Source organism: Bosea sp. 29B, assembly GCF_902506165.1.
Lineage (GTDB): Bacteria > Pseudomonadota > Alphaproteobacteria > Rhizobiales > Beijerinckiaceae > Allobosea.
Genome location: NZ_LR733817.1, coordinates 5,172,703 through 5,197,448 on the forward strand (window position 1 = coordinate 5,172,703; position 24,746 = coordinate 5,197,448).

General features: G+C 66.2%; 20 protein-coding genes. 16 read left to right on the top strand and 4 right to left on the bottom strand.

Going from position 1 to position 24,746, the window contains the following annotated elements:
- Window positions 1–235 precede the first annotated feature (235 nt).
- The gene (locus tag GV161_RS25065; RefSeq protein WP_159650403.1) at window positions 236–655 is read left to right on the top strand and encodes a DUF2314 domain-containing protein; all 420 of its coding nucleotides are present in this window, start codon (window positions 236–238) and stop codon (window positions 653–655) included.
- Between the two features lie 7 nt (window positions 656–662).
- Here GV161_RS25065 and GV161_RS25070 read toward each other — a convergent pair whose 3' ends face one another.
- Window positions 663–2,528, bottom strand: coding sequence for an ABC-F family ATP-binding cassette domain-containing protein (locus GV161_RS25070; RefSeq protein ID WP_152014955.1), 1,866 nt, complete (start codon window positions 2,526–2,528; stop codon window positions 663–665).
- A 190-nt stretch (window positions 2,529–2,718) separates the two neighbouring features.
- Here GV161_RS25070 and GV161_RS31380 point away from each other — a divergent pair, with 190 nt between their 5' ends.
- The 6 genes from GV161_RS31380 (at window position 2,719) to GV161_RS25095 (ending at window position 9,114) form a co-directional block, all read left to right on the top strand.
- The gene (locus GV161_RS31380) at window positions 2,719–2,850 is read left to right on the top strand and encodes a hypothetical protein (protein WP_280179045.1); all 132 of its coding nucleotides are present in this window, start codon (window positions 2,719–2,721) and stop codon (window positions 2,848–2,850) included.
- 92 nt (window positions 2,851–2,942) lie between these two features.
- Window positions 2,943–5,081 carry a methyl-accepting chemotaxis protein gene (locus GV161_RS25075; protein ID WP_152014617.1) on the top strand — a complete coding sequence of 713 codons (2,139 nt, stop codon included), beginning with the start codon at window positions 2,943–2,945 and terminating at the stop codon, window positions 5,079–5,081.
- Window positions 5,082–5,121: 40 nt separating this feature from the next.
- Window positions 5,122–5,622: a pantetheine-phosphate adenylyltransferase gene (gene coaD / locus GV161_RS25080; RefSeq protein WP_152014956.1), complete on the top strand. Its 501-nt coding sequence runs from the start codon at window positions 5,122–5,124 to the stop codon at window positions 5,620–5,622.
- A 139-nt stretch (window positions 5,623–5,761) separates the two neighbouring features.
- A complete protein-coding gene (gene proS, locus GV161_RS25085) occupies window positions 5,762–7,105 on the top strand; it encodes a proline--tRNA ligase (protein WP_152014618.1) in 1,344 nt (447 codons plus the stop codon).
- Between the two features lie 16 nt (window positions 7,106–7,121).
- Window positions 7,122–8,414, top strand: coding sequence for a lipoprotein-releasing ABC transporter permease subunit (locus tag GV161_RS25090; protein ID WP_152014619.1), 1,293 nt, complete (start codon window positions 7,122–7,124; stop codon window positions 8,412–8,414).
- A 10-nt stretch (window positions 8,415–8,424) separates the two neighbouring features.
- On the top strand, window positions 8,425–9,114 hold the full coding sequence (locus GV161_RS25095; protein ID WP_100960164.1) for an ABC transporter ATP-binding protein: 690 nt from the start codon (window positions 8,425–8,427) through the stop codon (window positions 9,112–9,114).
- Window positions 9,115–9,123: 9 nt separating this feature from the next.
- Here the strand turns inward: GV161_RS25095 and tagH are convergent, their stop codons facing one another.
- The 3 genes from tagH to tssI are packed head-to-tail and all read right to left on the bottom strand — an operon-like array spanning window position 9,124 to window position 12,994.
- On the bottom strand, window positions 9,124–10,506 hold the full coding sequence (gene tagH / locus GV161_RS25100) for a type VI secretion system-associated FHA domain protein TagH (RefSeq protein ID WP_152014620.1): 1,383 nt from the start codon (window positions 10,504–10,506) through the stop codon (window positions 9,124–9,126).
- 60 nt (window positions 10,507–10,566) lie between these two features.
- Entirely contained in the window at window positions 10,567–11,124 is a 558-nt protein-coding gene (locus GV161_RS25105; RefSeq protein ID WP_152014621.1) for a hypothetical protein, read from the bottom strand.
- A gap of 7 nt (window positions 11,125–11,131) precedes the next feature.
- On the bottom strand, window positions 11,132–12,994 hold the full coding sequence (gene tssI / locus GV161_RS25110) for a type VI secretion system tip protein TssI/VgrG (RefSeq protein ID WP_152014622.1): 1,863 nt from the start codon (window positions 12,992–12,994) through the stop codon (window positions 11,132–11,134).
- 116 nt (window positions 12,995–13,110) lie between these two features.
- On the opposite strand from tssI, the gene GV161_RS25115 reads away from it, so the two are divergent.
- From GV161_RS25115 to tssH, 9 genes are all read left to right on the top strand, one after another.
- The gene (locus tag GV161_RS25115) at window positions 13,111–13,656 is read left to right on the top strand and encodes an OmpA family protein (protein ID WP_244624071.1); all 546 of its coding nucleotides are present in this window, start codon (window positions 13,111–13,113) and stop codon (window positions 13,654–13,656) included.
- A 45-nt stretch (window positions 13,657–13,701) separates the two neighbouring features.
- Window positions 13,702–15,231, top strand: coding sequence for a type VI secretion system ImpA family N-terminal domain-containing protein (locus tag GV161_RS25120; protein WP_152014623.1), 1,530 nt, complete (start codon window positions 13,702–13,704; stop codon window positions 15,229–15,231).
- 225 nt (window positions 15,232–15,456) lie between these two features.
- Window positions 15,457–15,990: a type VI secretion system contractile sheath small subunit gene (gene tssB / locus GV161_RS25125; RefSeq protein ID WP_152014624.1), complete on the top strand. Its 534-nt coding sequence runs from the start codon at window positions 15,457–15,459 to the stop codon at window positions 15,988–15,990.
- 11 nt (window positions 15,991–16,001) lie between these two features.
- Window positions 16,002–17,504, top strand: coding sequence for a type VI secretion system contractile sheath large subunit (gene tssC / locus GV161_RS25130; protein WP_152014625.1), 1,503 nt, complete (start codon window positions 16,002–16,004; stop codon window positions 17,502–17,504).
- A 155-nt stretch (window positions 17,505–17,659) separates the two neighbouring features.
- Entirely contained in the window at window positions 17,660–18,142 is a 483-nt protein-coding gene (locus GV161_RS25135; RefSeq protein WP_152014626.1) for a type VI secretion system tube protein Hcp, read from the top strand.
- 171 nt (window positions 18,143–18,313) lie between these two features.
- Window positions 18,314–18,862 carry a GPW/gp25 family protein gene (locus GV161_RS25140; RefSeq protein ID WP_244624072.1) on the top strand — a complete coding sequence of 183 codons (549 nt, stop codon included), beginning with the start codon at window positions 18,314–18,316 and terminating at the stop codon, window positions 18,860–18,862.
- Between the two features lie 6 nt (window positions 18,863–18,868).
- Complete coding sequence (gene tssF / locus GV161_RS25145; RefSeq protein WP_152014627.1) at window positions 18,869–20,830, top strand: type VI secretion system baseplate subunit TssF; 1,962 nt, start codon at window positions 18,869–18,871, stop codon at window positions 20,828–20,830.
- A complete protein-coding gene (gene tssG / locus GV161_RS25150) occupies window positions 20,827–21,954 on the top strand; it encodes a type VI secretion system baseplate subunit TssG (RefSeq protein ID WP_348521236.1) in 1,128 nt (375 codons plus the stop codon). The genes tssF and tssG overlap by 4 nt, the downstream gene beginning before the upstream one ends.
- A gap of 29 nt (window positions 21,955–21,983) precedes the next feature.
- Window positions 21,984–24,683 carry a type VI secretion system ATPase TssH gene (gene tssH, locus GV161_RS25155; protein ID WP_152014628.1) on the top strand — a complete coding sequence of 900 codons (2,700 nt, stop codon included), beginning with the start codon at window positions 21,984–21,986 and terminating at the stop codon, window positions 24,681–24,683.
- The last annotated feature ends 63 nt before the right edge of the window (window positions 24,684–24,746 follow it).

Consider the following 24,746-nt stretch of genomic DNA (forward strand, 5'->3'; position numbering starts at 1 on the left):
CTCAACATCTCTTCGGCCGCGGCGAGCGCGTCGGTGAGCCCGAGCAGCAGGGCTGACGCGCGTTCATCGCGCGAGGAATCCGCCTCTGATGCAACCAAGGCAACCGTTCGATCAATTGGCTCGTTGATGAGGTGATCGGAGCGGGCGATCGCGCAGAGACGGGAGTGTCGAGATGCAGCTTCAACGGCAGAGGCGGGTGGTATTCGGTGGCCTTGGGCTTTTGGGCGCTGCGCTCATGGCCTTGCCCGCAACGGCTCAGGTTGTCGATTTCCGCTCCTCCGACCGCGAGATGAACCGCGCGATCGAGCAGGCACGCAAGACGCTGCCGGATTTTGTCGCGCTCTATCGCAGCGGCAAGGGCGAGCGTCATGCCGTGAAGGTCGCGATCCCCTATGACCGAGGGCGCGAACATATCTGGATGAACCTGACGGCCGTCGAAGGCGACGTCTTCGTCGGCAAGATCGCGAACGATCCCGTCCATCTCGACAAGCTGAACCGCGGTGACAGTTATCGGGTCGGCAGCGCGATGGTCAGCGACTGGAACTATATGTCGGGCGGCCAGATGTACGGCAGCTACACTACCCGGGTCGCGATCAAGAAGCTCACCCCGACGCAGGTCAGGGAACTCGGCCTCAAGCTCGCGCCGCTGCCCTGAGAGCGCCTCACGCGCTCTCCAGCTCCTCGCTCAGCGTCAGCCATTCCTCTTCGGCTGCGGCCAGCGCCTCTGTCAGCTCGCGGCGCTGGCGCGACAGCAGCAGTGCCTTTTCCGGCTCGCGCGCAAAAGCGCCGTTGGCGAGCGCGCCGTCGACCTTTTCGATCAGCCCGGTCAGCTTGGCGATGCGCGCCTCGGCGAGGTTGAGCTTCTGCCTGAGCGGTCCCTGCGCCTGGCGCTTTGCCGCCGCGCCCTTGCGCTCCTCGGCCTTGCCTGCGGCTTCGGCATCGGACTTGCCGCGCTGGGCCGGCTTGTCGCGGCCGAGCACGAAGTCGCGATAATCGTCCATGTCGCCGTCGAAGCTCTTCACCGTGCCGTCCCCGACCAACCAGAGCCGGTCGGCGCAGGCTTCGATCAGGAAGCGATCGTGGCTGACCAGGATCACGGCGCCGGGATAATCGTTGATCGCGTTGACGAGGGCGGTGCGGCTGTCGATGTCGAGATGGTTGGTCGGCTCGTCCAAGATGAGCAGATGCGGGCCGCCGAAGGTGGCGATGCCGAGCATCAGGCGCGCCTTCTCGCCGCCGGAGAGGTTCTTCACCGGCGTGTCGGCCTTGTTGGCGGGAAAGCCGATCTGCGCGGTGCGTGCCCGGACGCGCGCTTCCGGCGCATCCGGCATCAGCTCGCGGATATGGCCGACCGGCGTGTCCTCCATCCGCAACTCGTCGAGCTGGTGCTGGGCGAAATAGGCCGTCTGCAGCTTCGAGGAGCGCCGCATCTCGCCCGAAAGCGGCGCTAGCCGCCCGCCGATCAGCTTGCAGAAGGTCGATTTGCCGTTGCCGTTGGAGCCGAGCAGCGCGATGCGGTCGTCCGGCGCAAGGCTCAGGTTGAGCCGCTGCAGCACCTTGCGCTCGCCATAGCCGGCGCTGGCGCTCTCCAGCACGATCATCGGCGGCGAGAGCGGTCGCTCGGGCGCGGGAAAATTGAACGGCTGGACGTCGCGATCCTGGACGACCGCGATCTCCTGCATCTTCTCCAGGCGCTTGACGCGCGACTGGGCCTGGCTGGCCTTCGAGGCCTTGGCCTTGAAGCGATCGACGAAGGATTGCAGGTGCTTGCGCTCGGCCTCCTGCTTCTCGCGTGCCTTGGCGAGATGCGCCTGCTTCTCGGCCCTTAGCTTCTCGAAGTCGCTGTAGCCGCCGCGGTAGATGGTGAGCTTGCCCTGATCGAGATGCAGGATGTGATCGACGCAGGTGTCGAGCAACTCGCGATCGTGGCTGACGACCAGCACCGTATGCGGATAGCGCTCGAGATAGTCGTAGAGCCAGAGCGTGCCTTCGAGATCGAGATAATTGGTCGGCTCGTCGAGCAGCAGCAGGTCGGGCTCGGAGAACAGCACGGCGGCAAGCGCGACGCGCATGCGCCAGCCGCCGGAGAAATCGGAGCAGGGGCGCTGCTGCGCCTCCTCGTCGAAACCGAGCCCGTACAATACGGTCGCGGCCCGCGCCGGAGCGGAATGGGCGCCGATATCGGCGAGCCGCGTCTCGATCTCGGCGATCCGCATCGGGTCGGTCGCGCTCTGTGCTTCCTTCATCAGCGCCGCACGCTCGATGTCGGCAGCCAGCACGACCTCGATCAGCGTTTCGGGGCCGCCGGGGGCCTCCTGCGCTACACCGCCGATGCGCATGCCCTTCGGCAGGGCGACGTTGCCGCCTTCCGGAGAAAGATCGCCGGTGACGATGCGGAACAGCGTCGTCTTGCCGGTGCCGTTGCGGCCGACGAGGCCGACGCGCGAGCCGGTGGGCAGGAAGGCGCTGGCATGGTCGAGCAGCAGGCGCTCGCCGAGGCGATAGGTGATGTCATTGAGGGTCAGCATGGCGAGCGGGGTGTAGCGCGCTTTCGACCCTGCTGGAAACGGCATGACGGCAGGAAATTGCCGGGGCGGTGCGCGACAGGCACATGCCCTGGGGGCATGGCCATGGTTTCTCCATGTTTCCGCCACGGCATGGCCGGGCGGCCTCGGCATGCAAAGGGCAGGGTAACGCACTGATTCGCAAAGAGGATCCATGCAGTTTGGTTCTCTGGTCCGGCGTCCGCGCCGGGTGTCGCTCGCAGCCGCCAACATCGCGCTGCTCGCTCTCATCCTCGGCAGCGCCGCCGCGCTCGCCGCCTTCGCGCCGCTGCCCGGCGTCTTGTAAGCACGTTGCGGCGCATGAGGCGCTTCAAGCAACGTTAACTGCGCTCGTGTTGGCTGTTCTCGCACAGTCGATGTCGGGCGGAGACCTGATTCGTGTTCAGTCTCAGGATCAGGCTTCCGGTCGCCATGCTCGCCTTGGCCCTGCTCGCCGCATTGGCGGTGGGCTCGTCCGCCTATCTCGCCGTCTCGAACTGGGCGCAGGGCGCTGTACGCGAGCGCATGCACGCGCTGGCCGAAAGCCATGTCCGCGCCATCGAGCGGCGCTGGTCGCAATTGCGTGCCGAACTCGCCGTCCAGGCTCGCAGCGCCTTCACCGTCTCGGCGCTCGACGAGATCGGCAAATGGCTGGAGCTCGGCCCGCACGATTACCGCAGCATCCTCGGCTATTATCAGGGTGACGGTTCGCTCTCGCTGGCCGAGCGCGTCGCCCGCACCGGCCGCGAGCACCAGCACGGCTATTCCTGGCGGCATGTGCCGGTCCACGAGACTTATTCGGCGGCACTCAAGCAATTCAACTACGCCGATATCTACCTGGTCTCGCGCAAGGGCAGGGTGGTCTACAGCGTTACCAAGGGCCCAGAGTTCGGTCGCCTCCTGAGCGACGAGGATCTCGCCGGCACCGGCCTGGCAAAATCGGTGGCGCTGGCGCGCGGCAAGGCGGCAGGCGAGCAGGTGGTGCTCGACTTCGCACCCTATGACCCGGTCGGCGGCGATCCGCGCGCCTTTCTGGCGGCGCCCTTCTACGATGCCGAAGCCGGGACGGGCGAACAGGTCGGCACGATCGTCATCGCCGTCGACACACGCCTGATCGACGACGTCCTCGCCTTCAACCCGGCCGGTTCCGGGACCGAGCGGGTTTTCGTCATTGGCTCCGACGGCTTCATGCGCTCCAATCCGGCCGCCCGGCGCAATGGCGGCTCACCGCGCGAAACGCTCGATCGCAGTCGATTGGCCGGGCAGCCGGAGCATGCGCTCATCCGCATGACCAGCCATGACGGCCGCTCGCTTGTCGCCAGTGGGCAGGAGGTGGTCATTGGCGATCGGCGCTGGCTGCTCTGGCTGACCGAGCCGGAGGCGAACGCCTTCGCCGTGGTCGGCACGATCCGTAGCGCCGTCGTCTCTGCCGGTTTGCTGGTGCTGCTGCCCTTGTTCGGCATCGCGATCCTGCTCGGCTGGTCGGTGGCACGCCCGATTGCGCGGCTGTCCGACAGGCTGGCGGGCGTCGCCGCGGGGCGGACCGAGGAGGCAATTCCCGGAGCCGGACGCCGCGATGAGATCGGCGGCATCGCCAAGTCGATCGACATGATCCGCGAGACCTTGCGCGGCGAGGCGCAGCGACGGGAGGCCGAGCAGGGAACCCGCCTTGCCGACGCCGAGCAGCACCGCCGCACGCTGCTGGACGAGCTGGCGGGCGAGCTCGAGGAATCGGTCAGGACCGTCTCGGCCTCAGTCTCCGTCTCGGCGCAGACCCTGGACCAGACGGCGCGTCAGCTTGCGGAAGGCGCGCGCGAGACCCAGGCCGGCGCCGCCGATACCGACGGTGCGACCGGCAATGCCATCCGCAGTGTCAAGTCGATCGAGAGCGCGGCGCAGGATCTGCTCGGCGCAGTCGATGCGCTCGCCGCCGAGGTGCGCTCCTCGGATGCGACCGCCGGCCAGGCGCGCGAGCACGCGGATTCGGTCAGCCGTATCGTCGATGGCTTGTCCAACGGCGCGGCGCGGGTCTCGGAGGTGGTCGGGCTGATCTCGGCCATCGCCGGCCAGACGAATCTGCTTGCGCTCAACGCCACCATCGAGGCGGCCAGGGCCGGCGAGGCCGGCAAGGGCTTCGCCGTCGTCGCCAACGAGGTGAAATCGCTGGCGACACAGACTGCCAATGCGACGCAGGACATCGCCCGCCAGATCGAGGCGATGAACCAGGCGACCGTGGCGACAGTCGAGGGCATCACCGGCATTCGTGCGTTGGTGCAGGAGCTGAACGAGGCGACGCGCCGCACCAGCCAGACCATGCAGCGCCAGCACGAGGCAGCCCACGCCATCGCCGCCGACGTCCTCGCCGCGACCCAGGAGATCGTGCTGATCGGCCAGGCCACCAGCCAGGTCGCACTCGCCTCGCGCAACACCACCGGCGCGTCGGACGCGGTGCTGAAGGCGGCGAGCGAACTGACCGGGCTGGCCCAGGCGCTGAATGCGCGTGTCGACCATGTCATCGGCGAACTGCGCGTGGCCTGATGACTTGTCGCGGGAGCCTGCGTTGGCTAACGCTCAGGGCATGAGCCACACCGCCTTCTACGCCGGGTCGTTCGACCCCGTCACCAACGGCCATCTCGACATGATCGAGGCCGCCTGCCGGCTGGTCGACAAGCTGGTCCTCGCCATCGGCGTCCACCCCGGCAAGACGCCGATCTTCTCCGCCGAGGAGCGTGCGGAGCTGCTGCGCGCCATCGCCGGCCCGGTCGCGGCGCTGTTCAAGACCGAGCTCGAGGTGACGACTTTCGCCGACCTGACCATCGACGCGGCCAAGCGCGCCGGCGCCACCATCCTGGTGCGGGGCCTGCGTGACGGCACCGATCTCGATCTCGAAATGCAGCTCGCCGGCATGAACCACACCATGGCGCCCGACCTGCAGACCGTGCTGCTGCCCTCGACGCCGCAGGCGCGCCACATCACCGCGACTCTGGTGCGCCAGATCGCGTCGATGGGCGGCGACGTTTCCGCCTTCGTTCCGCCTGTTGTCAGCGACAGGTTGAAGGCGAAGTTCGCCAGGCGCTGACGCCTTCGCAAACGCCATCGATGTGCATTTGCCTCGCGGCGATCTGCATTAGCGTTTGCAATTTGCAAACGCCGATGGTGTCTCTGGACTAATCTGAATCGGTGCGCGCTCGGTGCATCGCCCCTTCGACGAGTGTTCCATGCGCCTGTCCCGCTACTTCCTGCCGATCCTGCGCGATACGCCCAAGGAGGCGGAGATCGTCTCGCACCGGCTGATGCTGCGCGCCGGCATGATCCGTCAGCAGTCTGCCGGGATCTACTCGTGGCTGCCGCTCGGCCTGCGCGTGCTCAACAAGATCAGCGCGGTGGTCCGCGAGGAGCAGAATCGCGCCGGCGCCATCGAGATCCTGATGCCGACCATCCAGTCGGCCGATCTCTGGCGCGAAAGCGGGCGCTACGACGCCTATGGCAAGGAGATGCTGCGGATCAAAGACCGGCACGACCGCGACATGCTCTACGGGCCGACCAATGAGGAGATGGTCACCGAGATCGTCCGTTCCTACGTCAAGTCCTACAAGGATCTGCCGCTCAACCTCTACCACATCCAATGGAAGTTCCGGGACGAGGTCCGCCCGCGCTTCGGTGTGATGCGCGGCCGCGAGTTCCTGATGAAAGACGCTTATTCCTTCGATCTCGACAAGGAATCGGCGCGCCACGCCTACAACCGCATGTTCACCGCCTATCTGCGCACCTTCACCCGGCTCGGCCTGAAGGCGATCCCGATGCGAGCCGATACCGGCCCGATCGGTGGCGACCTCAGCCACGAATTTATCGTGCTCGCCTCGACCGGCGAGAGCGAGGTCTTCTGCCACAGCGACTACCTGACCTTCGACACGCCGGCCGCGGACACCGATTTCGACAGCGTGCCCGGCCTGCAGGGCATCTTCGACAAGTGGACGAGCCTCTACGCCGCCACCGAGGAGATGCACGACAAGGCCGCCTTCGAGGCGATGCCGGAGGACAAGCGCGTCTCGGCGCGCGGTATCGAAGTCGGTCATATCTTCTATTTCGGCACCAAGTACTCCGAGCCGATGGGGGCGAGTGTCACCGGTGCGGACGGCCAGCAAGTGCTGCTGCATGGCGGCTCCTACGGCATCGGCCCGAGCCGTCTCGTCGCCGCGCTGATCGAGGCCGGCCATGACGAGGGCGGCATCGTCTGGCCCGACGAGATCGCGCCCTTCGACATCGCCGTGCTCAACCTCAAGGTCGGCGACGCGGCCAGCGACGCCGCCAGCGAGCAGCTCTACAAGGGGCTCGCCGCGAAGGGCTACGACATGGTCTACGACGACCGCGACGAGCGCCCGGGCGGCAAGTTCGCCACCGCCGACCTGATCGGCATCCCCTGGCAGATCATCGTCGGCCCGAAGGGGCTGGCGGAGGGCAAGGTCGAAGTCAAGCGCCGCGCCGGCGGCGAGCGCGAGCTGGTCTCGCTCGAGGCGGCGCTGGCGCGTTTCCCGGGCAAAAGTGCGGAGACGAACGCGTGAGCGGAGGAGGGCGGTCATGAGCGCCGTCGCCGAGGCTCGGGAGAGCGTGCCGACCGGCACGAAAGCCTTCGCTGGCTTCGAATGGCTGCTCGCCGGCCGCTATCTGCGCACGCGCCGGCGCGAGGGCTTCGTCTCGGTCATCGCCGGCTTCTCCTTTCTTGGCATCCTGCTCGGCGTCGCGACGCTGATCATCGTGATGTCGGTGATGAACGGCTTCCGCAAGGAGCTGCTGGAGAAGATCGTCGGCGTCAACGGCCACATCTTCGCGACCCCGATCGACCGGCCGCTCGACGATTACGAGCAGGTCGCGGCCAAGCTGCGCCAGGTCCAGGGCATCAAGCTCGCGATCCCGCTGGTCGAGGGACAGGCGCTGGCCTCCTCGCAGGTCGGCAATGGCGGCGTTCTGGTGCGCGGCATCTCGGAAGACGACATCAAGTCGATCCCCTTCATCGCGGGCAATGTCCGCCAAGGCACGCTCGACGGATTTGCCGCGGCCAACGGCGTCGCAATCGGCCGGCGGCTCGCGGGCTCGCTCGGCCTGCAGGTCGGCGACACCATCACCATCGTCACTCCGCGCGGCGCTTCGACGCCGTTCGGCACGGCGCCACGGATCAAGGCCTATCCGGTCACGGCGATCTTCGAGATCGGCATGTCGGAGTTCGACGCCTCCTTCGTCTTCATGCCGCTCGCCGAGAGCCAAGCCTATTTCAACCGCGACGGCGACGTGAACGTCATCGAGATCTTCATCGACAATCCCGATCAGACGCAGGCAGTGCGCGACCGGATCGAGGCCGATCCGCCGCGGCCGCTCGTGCTGTCCGACTGGCGCCAGCGCAACCGCACCTTCTTCAATGCGCTCGAGGTCGAGCGCAATGTCATGTTCATCATCCTGACCCTGATCGTTCTGGTCGCGACGCTGAACATCGTCTCCGGCCTGATCATGCTGGTGAAGGACAAGACGGAGGACATCGCGATCATGCGCACCATGGGCGCCTCGCGCGGCACGGTGCTGCGGGTCTTCCTGATCACAGGCGCGGCGATCGGCGTGGTTGGCACGTTCGCCGGCTTCGTCCTCGGCATCCTGTTCGCCAGGAACATCCAGACCATCAACAAGGGCTTGAGCAAGCTGTTGGGTATCAATCCCTGGGATCCGACCGTGCGCTTCCTGAGCGATATTCCCTCGGTGATCGACTGGCGCGAGGTTGCCACCGTCGTGGTGATGACGCTCGTCCTGTCGCTGCTGGCGACGCTCTATCCGGCCTGGAAGGCGGCGCGGCTCGATCCCGTCAAAGCCCTGCGGATGGGTTGAGGACGCGACAATGGCAACCGAGACGCCGGCGCTCTTCCTCTCTCAGATCGAGCGCTACTATCCCCAGTCCGACGGTCCGCTCGAGATCTTGCGCAAGGCCGATTTCGCGATCTGGCCGGGTGAGCTCGTGGCGCTGGTCGCCCCGAGCGGCACCGGCAAGTCGACCTTGCTGCACGTCGCCGGCCTGCTGGAGAGCCCCGATGGCGGCGAGGTCTTCATCGGCGGCGTGCCGACCTCGCAGCTCGACGACAAGGGCCTGACCCGGCTGCGGCGCACCGAGATCGGCTTCGTCTATCAGTTCCACCATCTCCTGCCGGAGTTCACCGCGCTGGAGAATGTCGTCTTGCCGCAGCGCATTCGCGGCCTCGGCAAGGCCGAGGCCGCATCGCGCGCGACCGAGCTGCTGAGCTTCCTTGGTCTAGGCGATCGGCTCGATCATCTGCCGGGCGAATTGTCGGGCGGCGAGCAGCAGCGCGTCGCCATCGGCCGCGCCGTCGCCAATGCGCCGCGCGTGCTGCTGGCCGACGAGCCGACCGGCAATCTCGACCCGCACACCTCGCTGCACGTCTTCAACACGCTGGTGGCGCTGGCGCGCGCTTCGGGCCTGGCGGCGCTGATCGCGACGCATAATCTCGACCTCGCCTCCCGCATGGACCGCCAGGTCACGATCCGCGACGGGATGGTCGTGCCGCTGGGCTGAGATTTTGGCTCAGCCCCCGCCGCGGTCGTAGCATTCGGCGAAGTAGAGCATGAAGGCGTCGACCAGCCCGTCCTCGTAAGGAGCGGTCTTCGCCTCCCAGCGCGCGACATAGGCGTCCCAGAGCTTGCCCTTGCGCGAGGAGAGCAGGCCGTCGAGCCCGCGCCCGGCGTCGAGCCCCTCGGCCACCGCCTGCGGATCGAGGTCCTCGACCAGCATGCGCAGCGCGTGCTGCATCGCCGAATAGGTCTTGATCTGGTGGACCTTGAGGTCCCGGAAGCTCTCCTCGAACGCCTTCTGCGCGTTGAGGTAGCCGCTTGTCGGCCGGCCGAAGATCAGCTTCAGCGCATCCTCGATCGTCGGCGAGAACTTCAGCGGATTGTTGTCCTGCGCCTGGATCATCGTCTGGTTGGAGCTGCGCGCGATGCGCTTGCTCTCGGCCCGCGCGGCCAGCAGCGCCTTCAGCTCGATGGCGATCAGGCGCATCAGCGCGCCGGTCTGCTCGGCGAAGGCGCCGGGATCCTGCCAGGACAGTTCCTCGGCCGGCAGGCCCGCCCCGCGGGCGAAACGGGCGATGAACTCGGCCGCCGAGATCGACGGGCCACCCGCCGGAGCGCCCATTGGCGGCGGGGGAGGTGGCGGCGGCGCCATGGGCCGGGACGGCGGTTCGTAAGGCGCGTCGAAGCTCGGGCGCGCTGGTGGCCCGGCCGGCGCCTCGTCCCAGGGATTGCCGGCGGGCGCGGCCGAGGGGGGGCGGCGCGGCGTCGGGATCGGGGCGATCGGCTCGGGCTCGGGCACCGGCGGCGCCTGGTAAGGCGCCCAGGCAAGATCGTCCGGCCGTGACGGTTGGGGTGGCGGAGGCGGCGGCGCATCATAGACCTGCGCCGATTCCGACGGAGTCGGGATATCGGCGGCCCAGTCGATGAAGGGCGCGTGCACGGGCTGGTATTTTTGCGGCGGAATCAGGTCGCGGCGGGCGATCGGTGGTGCCTCGTCGCCGTTCGAATCCCACAGCGATTCGCCGGGCGGCGGCGGCATCGCCGCTCGCTCTGCCGGGCCGGGCACTCCGCGCTCCGCCTCGTCGATCGCGACCGCGATGATATATTGGCCGATCTCGAGCCGGTCGCCATGCTGCAACCGATAAGGCGACTGCACCCGGTAGGCACCGCCATTGACGAAGGTGCCGTTGGTCGAGATATCGCGCAGCCAGTAGGCGTTGTCGTTGAAGCGGATTTCGCAATGCCGCCCGGAGATGGCACGGCTCGGATCCGGCAGGCACCAGTCAAGATGCTGGTCGCGGCCGATATCCAGCCCGCGTCCGCCGCTCAGCGTCACGCTGAGCGGGCCGCCATCCGGCAGCGAAGCCTGGTTTTCGATCGTCAGCGTCAGCGCCATGTCGGGCCGCCCGCCTCATCATAGCCCGACACCGGCTGCCGCATCGGCGCCGGGGCCATGCTATGCTCTCGTCTTGCCGCTTTCGTCATCGATCAGACGAATGCATGCTTCGACGCAATTTCGCAATGCGGCATCGCGCTCTGGCTCGGATACCCGTCCGAGTGCGGTTAATACCGCGATCCGCGCCGTCTTCGCGGTCAAGTCCGGCGGTGCGGGTACGGCATGGCTCGCCACCATGCTGCCGCCGGAATAGCCGGCCGCGAGCGCGACCCAGGTACCGAGGCTGGCGTGATGGCCGCTTTCGCCGAGCGCCAGGGCAGCACGGCGCGTCTCGTCGGTCGGGTCGCGAACCCAGGCTTCGGCTGCCTTCAGGCCGGGATCGGCCGGGGCTCCGGGCGGCTGCATGCGCTGGACGCTCTGCAGGGCCCACCAGACGGCTTCGCGGCGTGGCATCAGGAAAGCGCAGAAGCCGATCGCGTCCTTGTGATCGCCCGCCGCAACGAGCTTGCGCAGGAAGCTCAGCGGCGGCTCGGTGGTCGGCGCGGTCTGGATGATCTCGCGCGCGGCGGGGAAGGTCTCGAAGACCTCCTGCGCCGTGCTGAACCGAAGTTTCGACATCGCGGCCTCAGTTGATCTTGACGACGCCGCCGGTGATGATGGTCGCACCGCCGCCGTTGATCTCGGTCTTGGCCGTGCTCTGCACCGTGATCGTCGGCGAGGAGATGGTGATGTTGGTCGGCGTCATCGTGATCTCGCTCTGGCCGCAGACCAGCTTGATCTCGAGCGCTGCCTCGACATAGCGCTTGCCCTGCTTGACGTGCAGCTTGTCGCTGCCGCTCAGGATCTGGGTGGTGCGGGCGAAATCGGTCGGACCACCCTCGAATTTCTTGCCGACGTCGCGGGTCTCGAGGTTGAAGACCTCGGTCTTGTGGTCGCGCTCGGCCTGCATGGAGAAGATCTCCTTGCCGGCCAGGTCCTCGAACTTGATCTCGTTGAACTTGCCCGACTTGCCGCCGCCATCGGTCGATTCCGATTTCAGGCCGGACTGGGTCTTGTTGGCTGGCAGGTCGTAGGGCGGCATGTGCTGATCGTTGACCACGGCGCCGGTGATGATCGGCCGGTCGGGATCGCCGCCGATATAGGAGACGACGACCTCCTGGCCGATGCGCGGGATGATCTGGCCGCCCCAGTTCTTGCCCGACCAGGCCTGCGCCACGCGCACGCGGCAGGAGGTCGACTCCTTCTCGCGGTCCCAGTGGAAGCGCAGCCAGATGCGGCCGTATTTGTCGACGTCGATGTCGCCTTCCTCACCCTTGTTCTTCTCGCCGACCACCTTGGCGGTGTCGGGGCCGATATGGAGCGGGGAGGGCGTCAGCAGCGGGGCGCGGAAGCGCTTGGTGGCCTTCTGGAGCTCGTAGGAGCCGTGATAGATCGCCTGGTCGGTGCGCTTGGAGGAGCGATAGCTCTGCACGCCGTAGCTGTGCGTCGCCCTCACCACCAGGAACTCGGCGTTCTCCGAGCCGACGGGATGATCGGCCAGCGTCATCAGCGTCCCTGGATTGAGGCTGGGCGCGTCGCCGACGGCGAGGCGCCGCTCGTCCTGCGCCTGCTCGGCCTGGACCTGGATACGGGCGAGCTTCTCGCCCTTGCCGCGGTCGAGATAGGCGCCGGGATAGTCGAAAGCCTCGTAGGACTTGGTGCGCGGGAAGCCGTCCTCGGCGCGCGCCGTCAGGTCCGAGGTGGATTTCTCGAAATCATAGTCCTTGATCTCGATCTTTCCGGTCCGCAGCCGCCGCTGCGCCGACCATTGCGTCAGATGCTCGATCCGGCGCCTCTGGGCCCCATCCGTCGGCATGAAGGGGTAGGCGGAGCCGGCTCCGGTGAAGCTCGGCTCGGCCGCGGCAGTCACCGCATCATGCGAATTGCGCGCATCCGAGAGGACCAGCTTGTGGTCCCCCTCTGTATGCTTGAAATAATAGTAGATGCCGTACTTCTCCATCAGGCGCAGGACGAAGTCGAGATCGGACTCGCGATACTGCACGCAATAGTCGATCTCCGGCGGAGGCTCGCTGACGCGGTCCTCGAAGCTCGCCTTGTCCTCTTTCCCGAAGATCGTCTTGATGATGTCCAGCGCGGTCTTGTTCTTGAAGATGCGGCAATCGGAGCGCTGCGAGAGCAGCCAGAGCCAGGGCCGCAGCACGAAGCGGTAGTGGTCGAGATCCTTCTCCCGGCCGAGCCACTGCGCCTCGACCAGCACGCCGTTGAAGATCCGGTCTTCACCGTTCTTCAGCGTCATTTTGATATGACATTTCTCGCCAATTAAATTTTGAAGATCGTCGCCTCGAGCAGTACTCACAGCCTCGATTTGATAAACAAACAATTCGCTGAGAGCTTCGCGCGCCTCAAACTTGAGAAGTGAGAAGACATCTTGACCCGCCGGTGTCGTAAAGGAGGCAAGTCTTTTCGATTGTCCTGGAGCGGCGGGCATCAACCAAACCTCGTGGCTTGCGACAAGAGACGACTATTGACGCAGCAAACGCTGCGAGGCATAATTCGCGCCGTCAGTCTTCAACCGCCTCAGCGAACCTAAACGGGAGGAAGACCGTGCGCAAGCAGGCCCTTGTCATGGTTAGTGCCGCTCTTGCCGCAGGCTTCTGCGTCCTGTCGCCGCTTTTTGCGCAGGCACAAGCCTACAAGGCGGACGATATCGTCAAGCACTTCGGAGCCGCGAAGCCGAATCTCGGCGTCTCGCGCGGCTTGTGCGTCGGCACCGAGGCCGAATGCAACAAGGCCGGCCACGTCGTGAAGCCGCCGACCGCCTTCGATCTCGTCGTCAAGTTCAAATATAATTCCGACGTGCTCGAGCCCGAGGCGCGGGTGAATCTCGACGAGTTCGCCAAGGCGCTGAAGGACCCGCAGCTTTCGGCGAGCAGTTTTCTGGTCGAGGGGCACACCGATGCCAGCGGCACCGCGGACTACAATCTGAGTCTGTCGGAGCGGCGGGCCAAGGCGGTCGTGCGTTATCTCAGCGATCGTGGCGTCGATACCGCCAAGCTCGTGCCGCGCGGTCTTGGCCAGAGCAAGCCCGTCGTCTCCGACAAGTTCTCGGCCGATAATCGCCGGGTCGAGACGCGGCTGCAGGTGGAGTGACGGCCAGGCGGCCGGCCCGATAATCTCGATCGATCGTGAGGGGGCATGGCCGCGCTCAATTTCGCTGATCTGGCGAAGCCGGTTTCGGCGGACGATCCCTGCGGTCCCGATCCGGATGCCGATCCCGACGTCATGAACGTCATGGCGCGCCTCGAAGTGGCGCTGCCGACCTCCTATTTCCGCCGCGACGACGAAGGGCGGCAGATCCCGTTCGATCGCAGCACGATCGATTTTCCCGTAGCCTTCGGCGATCTCGGCAAGGTGCTGAAGCAGAGCCGCGACCTGCGTGGCTTCGTCCTGGCGGGCAAGCTTTGTCTGCTCAATCGCGACATCGCCGGTTTCGCCGCGAGCCTCGGGCTGATCGTGAGCTATCTCGGCGAGTATTGGGAAGAGGTCTATCCTCGGGCCGAGGACGGCGACTTCATCATGCGCGAGGTCGCGCTGCAGGGGCTCGACGAGAACGCCACCGTCGCCTTGCCGCTGCAGCATGCGCCGCTGTTCCTGAGCAAGCGGCTGGGACCGGTGATGTTCCGCAGCCAGCTCGTCGCCTCGGGCGAGCTGCGCCCCGGCGAGGATGAGCAGCACCCGGACGCCGGCGGGATCACCGCTGCGCTGAAGGAGGCGGAGCTCTCCGACCTGACGGCCATGCTCGGCCATGTCAGCGCGATCCGGGACGCCCAATCCCGGTTGCGGACGATCTGGAGCGAACGGCTCGGGGCCGACCAGGCGGTGACCTTCCCGCGGCTGGCCGCCCTGGTCGGGCAGATCATCGTCTTTCTCGAGGCCGCGATCGAACGGAAAGCACCGGGCGGGCAGGGCAGTGCCGTCGCCGACGCGCCTGCAGCCGGCGGCGGTGTTGCCGCTGCTGGACCCATCGCGGTTGTGGCGCTTCCGGCCGGCGTCTGCGCCTCCGTCGACGAGGCCCAGGCCGCGCTCGCCGGCTGTCTCGGCTATTTCCGCCGGGTCGAGCCGTCCAGCCCGGCCGTGCTGTTGATCGGGCAGGCGCAGCGCCTGATCGGCAAGTCGCTGATCGAGGTCATCCAGATCATGTTCCCGGAGCATGTCGACAAGGCGATGCTCGAGATCGGCGACGACACGAAATACCAGCTGCCGCTGGAACGCCTCGGTGGCGACGGTTCCGGCGGCTATGGCGACGACAGCGGCGACGACGGTTATGCCTCCGATGGCGACGAAGAGAGCTCGTCCTACGAGGACGAGGACAGCTCGTCCGATGACGAGGAGACGGACGCCGGGGACGGAGCTGACGAGGAAACCGACGACGAAGGGGAGCAGGGCGCCGACGAGGAGGCTGAGAGCGAGCAGCCGCAGGCCGAGACCGAATCCAGAGCGAGTGCTTCCGCGGCGGCCGCATCTGTGCCTGCGATCACCATCGCGAGCCGGGCCGAGGCGATCGCCCGGATGAAGGCCGTCGCCGGATTCTATCGTCACGCCGAGCCGTCCAATCCGGTTCCCCTGTTGATGGACAAGGCCTGTGCGCTGGCGCAGCAAGATTTTCTCTCGCTCCTGAGCGATATCCTCCCTGACGTCGGCATAAGGCAGAGCAGCGGCGAATAGGCCGCGACGGTCCCTTCGTGGAGCGCCGCGCCTCATTCGTTCGGTGGATGCGATAACGTCATCCACCTGCAAAGCTGAGCTGGCTGAATCACCTCGCGCAGCCGATGCGAGCAGTTCGACGAGAACTGTCAAGCGGTCGGCAAGTGTGTATGGTATAGCGAGCTGGATCGTAAGCGTGGCATCACGCTCTCCTTGCGTGATGCCTCTAAAGGAAGGGGCGCCGTCATGGCCGGAGATTCGGGGCAGAAATTCATTCGCCGCAACAGGCCGCCGCGGGTCCACATTACCTATGAGGATCCCTACAATGCCGATCAGAAGGTCGAGCTGCCCTTCGTGATGGGGGTTCTCGCCGATCTCTCGGGCAATGCCTCGGCGGTCGAGAAGCCCGACGTCGGCGAACGCAAGTTCCTCGACATCGATATGGACAATTTCGATCAGCGCATGGCCGCGATCGAACCGGGCGCGGCCTTCGCCGTCCCCAATCGGCTCGGCGACGGGAGCGACAAGCTCTCCGTGTCGCTGAAGTTCAAGAAATACGAGGACTTCAACCCGGCTGCGATCGCCCGCCAGATTCCGGCGACGGCCAAGCTGCTGGAGGCGCGCGAGCAGCTCGCCAACCTCCTGCGCTACATGGATGGCAAGGTCGCGGCCAGCGACCAGCTCAAGGCCCTTCTGGCTGATCCGCAATTGATGGCGGCGCTGAAGGACAAGCTCGGCGAAAAGCCGGCTGGTGACGACAAGCAGGACGGTAACGGGTAAGCGAGGCGGCCATGGCGGAAGCACAGATCCAACAACCCGGCGCGGCAACTGCTGAAACGCAAGGCGCCGACGATTTCTCGGCACTGCTGAAGCAGAGCTTCAAGCCGAAGACCGAACGAGCGGCGAGCGAGGTCGAGAATGCGGTAGCGACCCTGGTCAACCAGGCTCTCGCCGACTCGACGCTGATCAAGGGCGACGTACTCGACACGATCGAGGAGATGATCGCCCGGCTCGATGCCAAGCTCAGCGAGCAGATGAACGAGGTGCTGCACGCGCCGGAGTTCCAGAAGCTCGAAAGTGCCTGGCGCGGCCTCAACTACCTCGTCTTCAACTCCGAGACCGACTCGCAGCTGAAGATCAAGGTGATGAACGTCGGCAAGACCGAGCTCTACCGCAACCTCAAGACCTATCCCGGCGCCCGCTGGGATCAGAGCCCGCTCTTCAAGCAGCTCTACGAGCAGGAGTTCGGTCAGCTCGGCGGCCAGCCCTTCGGCGCGCTCGTCGGCGACTATCACTTCAGTCACGCCCCCACGGACGTGCAGTTGCTGCGTGATCTCTCCAAGGTCGCGGCCGCCGCTCACGCGCCCTTCTTCACCGGGGCCGATCCGAACTTGATGGGCATGGACTCCTGGACGGAGCTCTCCAACCCGCGCGACCTTGGCAAGGTCTTCGACACGCCGGACTACGCGGCCTGGAAGGGTCTGCGCGACGCGGCCGACTCCCGTTATGTCGGCCTGTGCCTGCCGCGAGTGCTGGCGCGGGTTCCTTACGGCGCCAAGTCGGAGCCGGTCGAGGAGTTCGCCTTCGAGGAGGACACCGACGGCCACAAGGGCGAGAAATACGCCTGGATGAACGCCGCCTATGCCATGGCGGTGAACATCAACCGGGCCTTCAAGGAGTATGGCTGGTGCACCCGCATCCGCGGTGTCCAGTCGGGTGGCGAGGTTCTCAACCTGCCGACCCACACCTTCCCGACCGATGACGGCGGCGTCGACCTGAAGTGCCCGACCGAGATCGCGATCAGCGACCGCCGCGAGGCGGAGCTGGCCAAGTCCGGCCTGATCCCGCTGATCCATCGCAAGAACACGGACAAGGCGGCGTTCATCGGAGCGCAGTCGCTCTACAAGCCCAAGGCCTTCTTCGGGCCCGACGGCGTCGCGGCGACTGCTTCCGACAATCTGTCCTCGCGTCTGCCTTACATGTTCGCCGTGTCGCGCTTCGCGCACTATCTGAAGTGCATGGTTCGCGACAAGGTTGGCTCCTACAAGGAGCGCGAACCCCTGCGTCGCTGGCTGCAGGAGTGGATCACCGAATATGTCGACGGCGATCCGCTGAACTCCAGCGAGGAGACGAAGGCGCGCAAGCCCCTGTCCGATGCGCGCATCGACGTCTTCGAGGACGAGGAGAACCCGGGCTATTATTCGGCCAAGTTCTACCTCCGGCCGCACTTCCAGCTCGAGGGCATGGATATCGGTCTGAGCCTCGTCTCGCGCCTGCCGGCGCCCAAGACCTGAGACCCAGGCGTGCCCTAAGGCGCGCCGGCCCCCCAGGACAACAGTTGGCCCTGCGCTTATCGCGCAGGGAGAGTGGCGACGCATGGGGGGAGCTCTCCAGGCGACGCGAGTTCTATGCCTAAATCACCGCAATCAGCCAATCATTGGAGAGCATCATGGCAAGTGACTTCCTGCTTGAGATCGAAGGCATCAAGGGCGAAAGCCAGGACGCCAAGCACAAGGACACGATCGAGATCGAGTCCTTCTCCTGGGGCGTCAGCAACTCCGGCACGCATGCTGCGGGCCATGGCGGCGGCGCCGGCAAGGCCAGCTACCAGGACCTGCACTGCACAGCCAACGTCAACAAGGCCTCGCCGACGCTGATGCTGAAATGCGCCACCGGCGAGCACATCAAGAAGGCTGTGCTGCACGTCCGCAAGCAGGGCAAGGGCCAGCAGGAGTTCTACACGGTCACTCTCGAGGATCTGCTCGTGTCGAGCTATCAGTCGGGCGACTCGACCGGTGGCAACCCGGTGCCGACCGACCAGTTCTCGCTGAACTTCGCCAAGATCAAGTACGAGTACAAGCCGCAGAACAAGGACGGCTCGCTCGGCTCGACCGTGACCGGCACCTACGACCTCAAGAAGAACCAAGAGTAATACGCCATTCCAGCCGGGTCCGCTCAGGCGGGCCCGGCTGGAGGGCAACTTCCGGTGTCTCGCCTCGACCGGCGTCGCCGATCCTGTCACGTTCCGCACGGACTCCCCGCGATTGCGGCAGCAATCACCGGGAGTCCGTCGCATTGAGCTGCTTCGTTCGGGATGACCCAGATGCTCGACCCCAAGGCGAAGAACCGGTTGCGACCGCCGTTGATGTTCGCCTTCCGCGAGGCGCATCGCGCCAAGGACGCCAAGGTCCAGCTCGACCTGCGCGATGCCGGTGGAGAGCGCGTGGTCGCCGGACGCCGCGCCGCACCGCGGACCGCGATCACCGAGAGCAAGCTGCGCCAGGAGATCGCGATCGACCTCGAAGCCCTGGTCAACACGATCAATTTCGGTTCCTCGACCGATCTGTCGCGCTTCGAGCATGTCCGCCGCTCCATACTCAACTGCGGCTTCCCGGACGTCCAGAACAAGTCGATCGACGAGCACCGCGTCGGCGCGATCAAGGACGAGCTCGCGCAGGTGCTGCTCGCCTACGAGCCGCGGCTCATGAAGCAGTCGATCGTGGTCGAGCGCGACGAAGGACTCGATAAGGCGGAACTCAAGATCCGCTTCATCGTGCGGGCAGATCTCAATTGCGAGCCGCTGAATATTCCGGTGCAATTCGTTGCCGATGTCGAGCTCGACACCGGCAAGATCGCGATCAAGAACCGGTAGCGTGGAATGAACCAGGAATTCCTCGACTTCTACAACCGCGAGCTCAGGCTCTTCACCGAGCATACGAAGGAGTTCGCCGAGGAATACCCCGGCATCGCCGAGCGGCTCGGCGGTCTGGTCGGCGAGCGCATGGACCCGATGGTCGGCGGCCTGCTGGAGGGAGCGGCCTTCCTTGCCGCGCGTGTCCAGCTCAAGCTCAAGCACGAATTCCCCGAGTTCACCAACAATCTGCTCGAGCAGCTGATCCCGAACTATCTGGCGCCGACGCCGTCGGCTCTGCTTGCCGGGATCGCGCCCACCTATGGCGATCCGGCCCTGCGCGAGGGCGTCGAGGTGCCGCGTGGCTCCTATCTCGACGCAACCTATGTCGAGCGCGACCGGCGCGTCGCCTGCCGCTATCGGCTGAGCTCGCCCGTCACGATCTGGCCGTTCGAGGTCGCCTCGGCCGAATACATCGCCGCGCCGGGGCGGCTGCAGGCGCTTGGGCTCCCGGCCGACGGCCGGGTGCTTTCTGGACTGCGCCTGTCGCTGACCCATCGCATCGCCAGCGACCCGGCCGAGGAGCCGTCGCCGGAGCAGGCGAGCAAGCTGCCGAACAGCTGGTTTGCCGGCTGCAAGACGCGCGATCTGACGGTGCACCTGCTCGGCACGGAAGCCGATGCGATCGCGCTCTACGAGCAGATCTTCGCCGATCGCCTCGGTCTCTACTTCCGCTATCTCGACGAGTTCGGCGATCCGGTGGTGCTGTCGGGAGCGGAGTGCGGGCTGGAGCAAATCGGCTTCGATGAGGACGAGGCGCTGCTGCCGGCCGATACGCGGGTCTTCCGCGGCTTCGACCTGCTGCGCGAGCAGTTCTGGTTCCCGCGCAAGTTCCTCGGTTTCAAGCTGACTGGCCTCGACAAGGTGATGTCCCGGCTCAAGGCCAAGACGGTCGACATCATCTTCGTCTTCGATGAGGTCAATACGCGCCTGCCGGCAGCGGTCCAGCGCGAGCTGTTCGCGCTCTATGCCGCTCCGGCGGTGAACCTGTTCGAGAAGACGACCGACCGCATCCCGGTGCGCCGGAACGAGCACGAGTATCACGTCGTGCCCGATCGCAGCCGTATGCTCGACTATGAGCCGCACTCGATCCTCGACGTCTATGCGCATTATAGCGGCGGCCGCGACAAGCAGCCGGTCCACCCGCTCTATTCCTCGCCCGAAGGCGCTTCGCCGACCCATGGTCTGCTCTATACGCAGCGGCGGCTGCCGCGTCGGCGCTCCTCGGCCGAGCGGCGGGAGGGGCGGGCGTCCGACTATACCGGCACCGAGATGTTCATCTCGCTCTACGAGCCGGCGACAGTCTCCGATGCCGCAGCCGTGGCCGAGCTCAGCATCCGGGCTCTCTGTTCCAACCGTCATCTGACCGAGCATCTGCCGACCGGGGTCGGCGGTGCCGATTTCCGCCTGATCGACAATGTCGTGCTCGACGTGACCTCCCTTGCCGGGCCGACTCCGCCGCGCGAGCCGATCGTCTCGCAGCTCCGGCTGCGTTCGGAGACGGCGAGCACCGGCGTCGTCACCTGGCGGTTGATCAACCTGCTCAGCCTCAACCATCTCGGTCTGGTCCAGCGTGGCGCCGGCGAGAACGCTGAGGCGCTGCGCGAGATGCTCTCGCTCTTCGCCGACCTCGCCGACAGCGCCACCGAGCGCCGCATCCGCGGCATCAAGAGCGTCGACAGCCGCCCGGTGATCCGACGCTTCCCGCAGCGGGCCGGAACGGGCGCCGCCCGCGGGCTCGAGATCACCGTCCTCTTCGACGAAAAGGCGTTCGAGGGCAGCGGCGTCTTCCTGCTGGGGGCGATCCTCGACCGCTTCTTCGCCGAATACGCGGCGATGAACCATTTCACCCAGACGGTGATCCGCACCGTCGAGCGCGGCGAGGTCATGCGCTTTCCGCCGCGCGCCGGCACGAGGCGCATCCTGTGAACAAGAGCGCGCCAGCCCTGCCGCCACCGGCCGCGCTCGACGATCTGCGCGTCGAGCCGCCCTTCGTCGAAGGGCTGCGGGCCGAGCCCTGGCGGCATGATTTCTACGCGGCGCTGCGCCGGATCGAGCGCAGCTTCCCCGAACGCGAGCGCATCGGCGACGTCGCCGCCAGGCGCGATGAATACGTCGCGCTCGGCGAGCAGCCCTATATGGATTTCCCGGCCTCGACCATCGCCGAGGCCGATCGCGACCTGCAGGGTCGGCTGCGGCTCTTCGTCAAGTTCCTCGGCCTGCTCGGCCCGCAAGGTGCGCTGCCGCTGGCGACGACCGAGGAGAGCTATCACTGGCAGCTCGTCCGCGACGACGCCTTCCCGCGCTTCCTCGACATCTTCAACAACCGCTTCCTGCAGCTCTTCTACCGGGCCTGGGCGGATTCGCGGCCGGTTGCGCAGCATGACCGGCCCGACAGGGACCGCTTCATTGCCTATGTCGGCAGCATGACGGGCCTGGGCTCGCAGCCCTATCAGAACCGTGACAGTGTCCCCGATCCCGAAAAGCTCGCCCATGCCGGGCTCACCGGCGCGCAGGCCAAGTCGGCTTCGCGCCTGCGCAGCCTGCTCGCCGGCCTCTTCGACATCGAGGTCGAGGTCGAGCAATTCGTCGGCATGCGGCTGGTCTTCGACCCGGAGGACCGGACCAAGCTCGGCCGCGGCCAATGCGCCTTGGGCAGCAATGTCCTGCTCGGCGCCAGCGTCTACAGCGTCGAGGACAAGTTCCGGGTCAAGCTGGTCGCGCGCGACCTCGAGCAATTCAACCGTTTCCTGCCGAATGGCGACCGCTGCGAGCCTTTGGCCGATGCCGTGTTCTTTTATCTCGGCGAGCAGTTCGAATGGGACGTCGAACTCGCTTTACCGGTCGGCAAGGTCCAGCCGATGCAGCTCGGTCGCTCCGGCGCGCTCGGCTGGTCGAGCTGGATCTCGCCGAACTGGAACGTCCCGGACGGCAGTCTGCGCCGCGATGCCCGTTTCCACCCCGCCGAACGCATGCGTCAGAAACGCAGCCGGAAAAGCCAGAACTTGACCAAGCAAGCTTCCACCAAGCCAGCTTCTTCGAAACAAACCTGATCCAAAAAGACAGACGATAGGGGACCGCCATGGCCGACATCAGTCTCGAAGCCGTCACCGGCAAACTCAACCGCGTCGGCTATGAAGCCTTCATCCAGGCGCTGCGCCAGGCGAAGGGGGCCGGCAACCGCAATGTCGAGCTGGCGCATTGGCTTGCCCAGATTCTGCAGCGGCGCTCGACCGACATCGGGCTGACCGCGCAGCATTACGGCCTCGACATGGCTCGCCTCGCCACCGATATCGGCGGCGTCATCGAGGGCTTCCGCAAGAACGAGACGGAGATGCCCGGCGTCGCCAACAACGTCGTCGACGTGCTCGACCGCGGCTGGCACTACGCCACCCTGTTCTTCGGCGAGACCCAGATCCGCAGCGGCCATGTCCTGGTCGCGGCGCTGAAATCGCTTGAGCTCAAGCGGGCGCTGACCGGCATCTCCAAGGAGTTCGGCAAGATCCCGGTCGAGGAGCTTGCCGCTGGCTATGCCAAGATCTGGAAGGACTCCGAAGAGGAGAACCTGCGGCCGATGGACGGCTCGGGGCTGCGCGCCGCCGGCACGCCTGGCGCCGAGCAGGCGGATGGCGCCAAGGGCACAACGGCGCTGGACCGCTTCTCGCAGGACCTGACCGAAAAGGCACGCTCGGGCACGATGGACCCGATCCTCGGACGCGACGACGAGATCCGCCAGGTCATCGACGTGCTGATGCGTCGGCGCCAGAACAACCCGATCCTCACCGGCGAGGCCGGTGTCGGCAAGACCGCGATCGCCGAGGGTTTTGCCCAGCGCATCGTCGCCGGCGACGTGCCGCCGCCCTTGCGCGGGGTCAAGGTCTGCGCCCTCGACATCGGCCTGATGCAGGCTGGCGCCTCGATGAAGGGCGAGTTCGAGCAGCGCCTGCGCTCGGTCATCGACGAGGTCCAGTCTTCGCCGACGCCGGTGATCCTGTTCATCGACGAGGCGCATACGCTGATCGGCGCCGGTGGCCCTGCCGGCACGGGCGACGCGGCCAACCTGCTCAAGCCCGCTCTGGCCCGCGGCACCTTGCGCACCGTTGCGGCGACGACCTGGTCGGAATACCGCCAGTATTTCGAGAAGGATCCGGCGCTGACCCGGCGCTTCCAGCCGGTGCAGGTCGACGAGCCGGACGTGGTGCGCTGCTGCACCATGCTGCGCGGCCTGATCGGGCCGATGGAGAAGCATCACAAGGTCCGCATCTCCGATGCCGCCATCGTCGCGGCCGTTCAGCTCTCCTCGCGCTACATTCCGGCGCGGCAATTGCCCGACAAGGCGGTGAGCCTGCTCGACACCGCCTGCGCCCGCGTGGCGATCAGCCAGACTGCGACGCCCGCCGCGATCGAGGATGCCCGTGTCGCCATAGCGGCGCTCGAAAAGGAGAAGATCGCCCTGATCGCCGACAAGGATCTCGGCGACGCCACCGACGAGCGCCTCGGCAAGATCGACGAGGAAAGCGCCGCGCTGAAGGCGAAGCTGGAGACGCTCGAAGCCGACTGGGCCTCCGAACTCGCGATCGTCGAGGAGATCACGCTGCTGCGCGGCAAGCTCGGCGAGAAGGCGGCCGCTGAGGCTGCTACCGCCGACGGCGAGGCAGCGGCCGAGGCTGCGCCTGCCGAGGCGCCGGCCGATCCCGAGGCGACGCGCGCCAGCCTGCGTGAGAAGTTCGACACGCTCGGCGCGATCGATCCGGCCAATCGGATGATCTACGCCCATGTCGACGAGCAATCGGTCGCCTCCGTCGTCTCCGACTGGACCGGCATTCCGGTCGGCCGCATGGTCAAGGACGAGATCGAGACCGTGCTCAACCTCGCCGCGACGCTGAACAAGCGCGTGGTCGGGCAGGGACATGGCATCGGCATGATCGCCAAGCGCATCGAGACCAACCGCGCCAAGCTCGACAATCCCAACAAGCCGATCGGCGTGTTCATGCTTTGCGGCCCGTCGGGCGTCGGCAAGACCGAGACGGCGCTGGCACTGGCCGAGTCGCTCTATGGCGGCGAGCAGAACGTCATTACCATCAATATGAGCGAGTTCCAGGAGGCGCACACCGTCTCGACGCTGAAGGGAGCGCCTCCCGGCTATGTCGGCTATGGCGAGGGTGGACGCCTCACCGAGGCCGTCAGGCGCAAGCCCTATTCGGTCGTGCTGCTCGACGAGGTCGAGAAGGCCCATCCGGACGTGCACGAGCTGTTCTTCCAGGTCTTCGACAAGGGCATGATGGAGGACGGCACCGGCCGGCGCATCGACTTCAAGAACACGCTGATCATCCTGACCTCGAATGTCGGCACCGACGAGATCATGCGCATGGCCGGCGACGAGGGCAGCCGTCCGGATTCCGAGGAACTCGCCATCGCTTTGCGGCCGGCGCTGCTCAAGGTCTTCCCACCGGCGCTGATCGGCCGCCTGGTCACGATCCCGTACTACCCGCTCTCCGGCGAGATGCTTGGTGGCATCGTCAGGCTGCAGCTCGGGCGTATCGGCAAGCGCCTGCGCGACAATCACAACGCCGCCTTCACCTATGACGACGCGGTGGTCGAGCACATCGTCGCCCAGTGCAACGACCCGGATTCGGGCGGGCGCATGATCGACAACATCATCACCAACTCGATGCTGCCGGCGCTCTCGCGCAGCATCCTCAACCTGCAATTGGAGAAGAAGCCGCTGACCGAGGCGAAGGTCACGATCGAGGACGGCGCCTTCCACTACGCCTGCAGTTGACGAGCGGCCTACGCGATCGTCATCGCAAGCGTAAGCGAAGCAATCCAGGGCGGCAGCGTCCGG

Excerpts from the sequence above, each read along its gene's own strand:
- GV161_RS25065 (WP_159650403.1), top strand. The coding sequence starts at position 236 with ATGGCCTTGCCCGCAACGGCTCAGGTTGTCGATTTCCGCTCCTCCGAC.
- GV161_RS25070 (WP_152014955.1), bottom strand. The coding sequence starts at position 2,528 with ATGCTGACCCTCAATGACATCACCTATCGCCTCGGCGAGCGCCTGCTG.
- GV161_RS31380 (WP_280179045.1), top strand. The coding sequence starts at position 2,719 with ATGCAGTTTGGTTCTCTGGTCCGGCGTCCGCGCCGGGTGTCGCTCGCA.
- coaD (WP_152014956.1), top strand. The coding sequence starts at position 5,122 with ATGAGCCACACCGCCTTCTACGCCGGGTCGTTCGACCCCGTCACCAAC.
- proS (WP_152014618.1), top strand. The coding sequence starts at position 5,762 with ATGCGCCTGTCCCGCTACTTCCTGCCGATCCTGCGCGATACGCCCAAG.
- GV161_RS25090 (WP_152014619.1), top strand. The coding sequence starts at position 7,122 with ATGAGCGCCGTCGCCGAGGCTCGGGAGAGCGTGCCGACCGGCACGAAA.
- GV161_RS25095 (WP_100960164.1), top strand. The coding sequence starts at position 8,425 with ATGGCAACCGAGACGCCGGCGCTCTTCCTCTCTCAGATCGAGCGCTAC.
- tagH (WP_152014620.1), bottom strand. The coding sequence starts at position 10,506 with ATGGCGCTGACGCTGACGATCGAAAACCAGGCTTCGCTGCCGGATGGC.
- GV161_RS25105 (WP_152014621.1), bottom strand. The coding sequence starts at position 11,124 with ATGTCGAAACTTCGGTTCAGCACGGCGCAGGAGGTCTTCGAGACCTTC.
- tssI (WP_152014622.1), bottom strand. The coding sequence starts at position 12,994 with ATGCCCGCCGCTCCAGGACAATCGAAAAGACTTGCCTCCTTTACGACA.
- GV161_RS25120 (WP_152014623.1), top strand. The coding sequence starts at position 13,702 with ATGGCCGCGCTCAATTTCGCTGATCTGGCGAAGCCGGTTTCGGCGGAC.
- tssB (WP_152014624.1), top strand. The coding sequence starts at position 15,457 with ATGGCCGGAGATTCGGGGCAGAAATTCATTCGCCGCAACAGGCCGCCG.
- tssC (WP_152014625.1), top strand. The coding sequence starts at position 16,002 with ATGGCGGAAGCACAGATCCAACAACCCGGCGCGGCAACTGCTGAAACG.
- GV161_RS25135 (WP_152014626.1), top strand. The coding sequence starts at position 17,660 with ATGGCAAGTGACTTCCTGCTTGAGATCGAAGGCATCAAGGGCGAAAGC.
- GV161_RS25140 (WP_244624072.1), top strand. The coding sequence starts at position 18,314 with ATGCTCGACCCCAAGGCGAAGAACCGGTTGCGACCGCCGTTGATGTTC.
- tssF (WP_152014627.1), top strand. The coding sequence starts at position 18,869 with ATGAACCAGGAATTCCTCGACTTCTACAACCGCGAGCTCAGGCTCTTC.
- tssH (WP_152014628.1), top strand. The coding sequence starts at position 21,984 with ATGGCCGACATCAGTCTCGAAGCCGTCACCGGCAAACTCAACCGCGTC.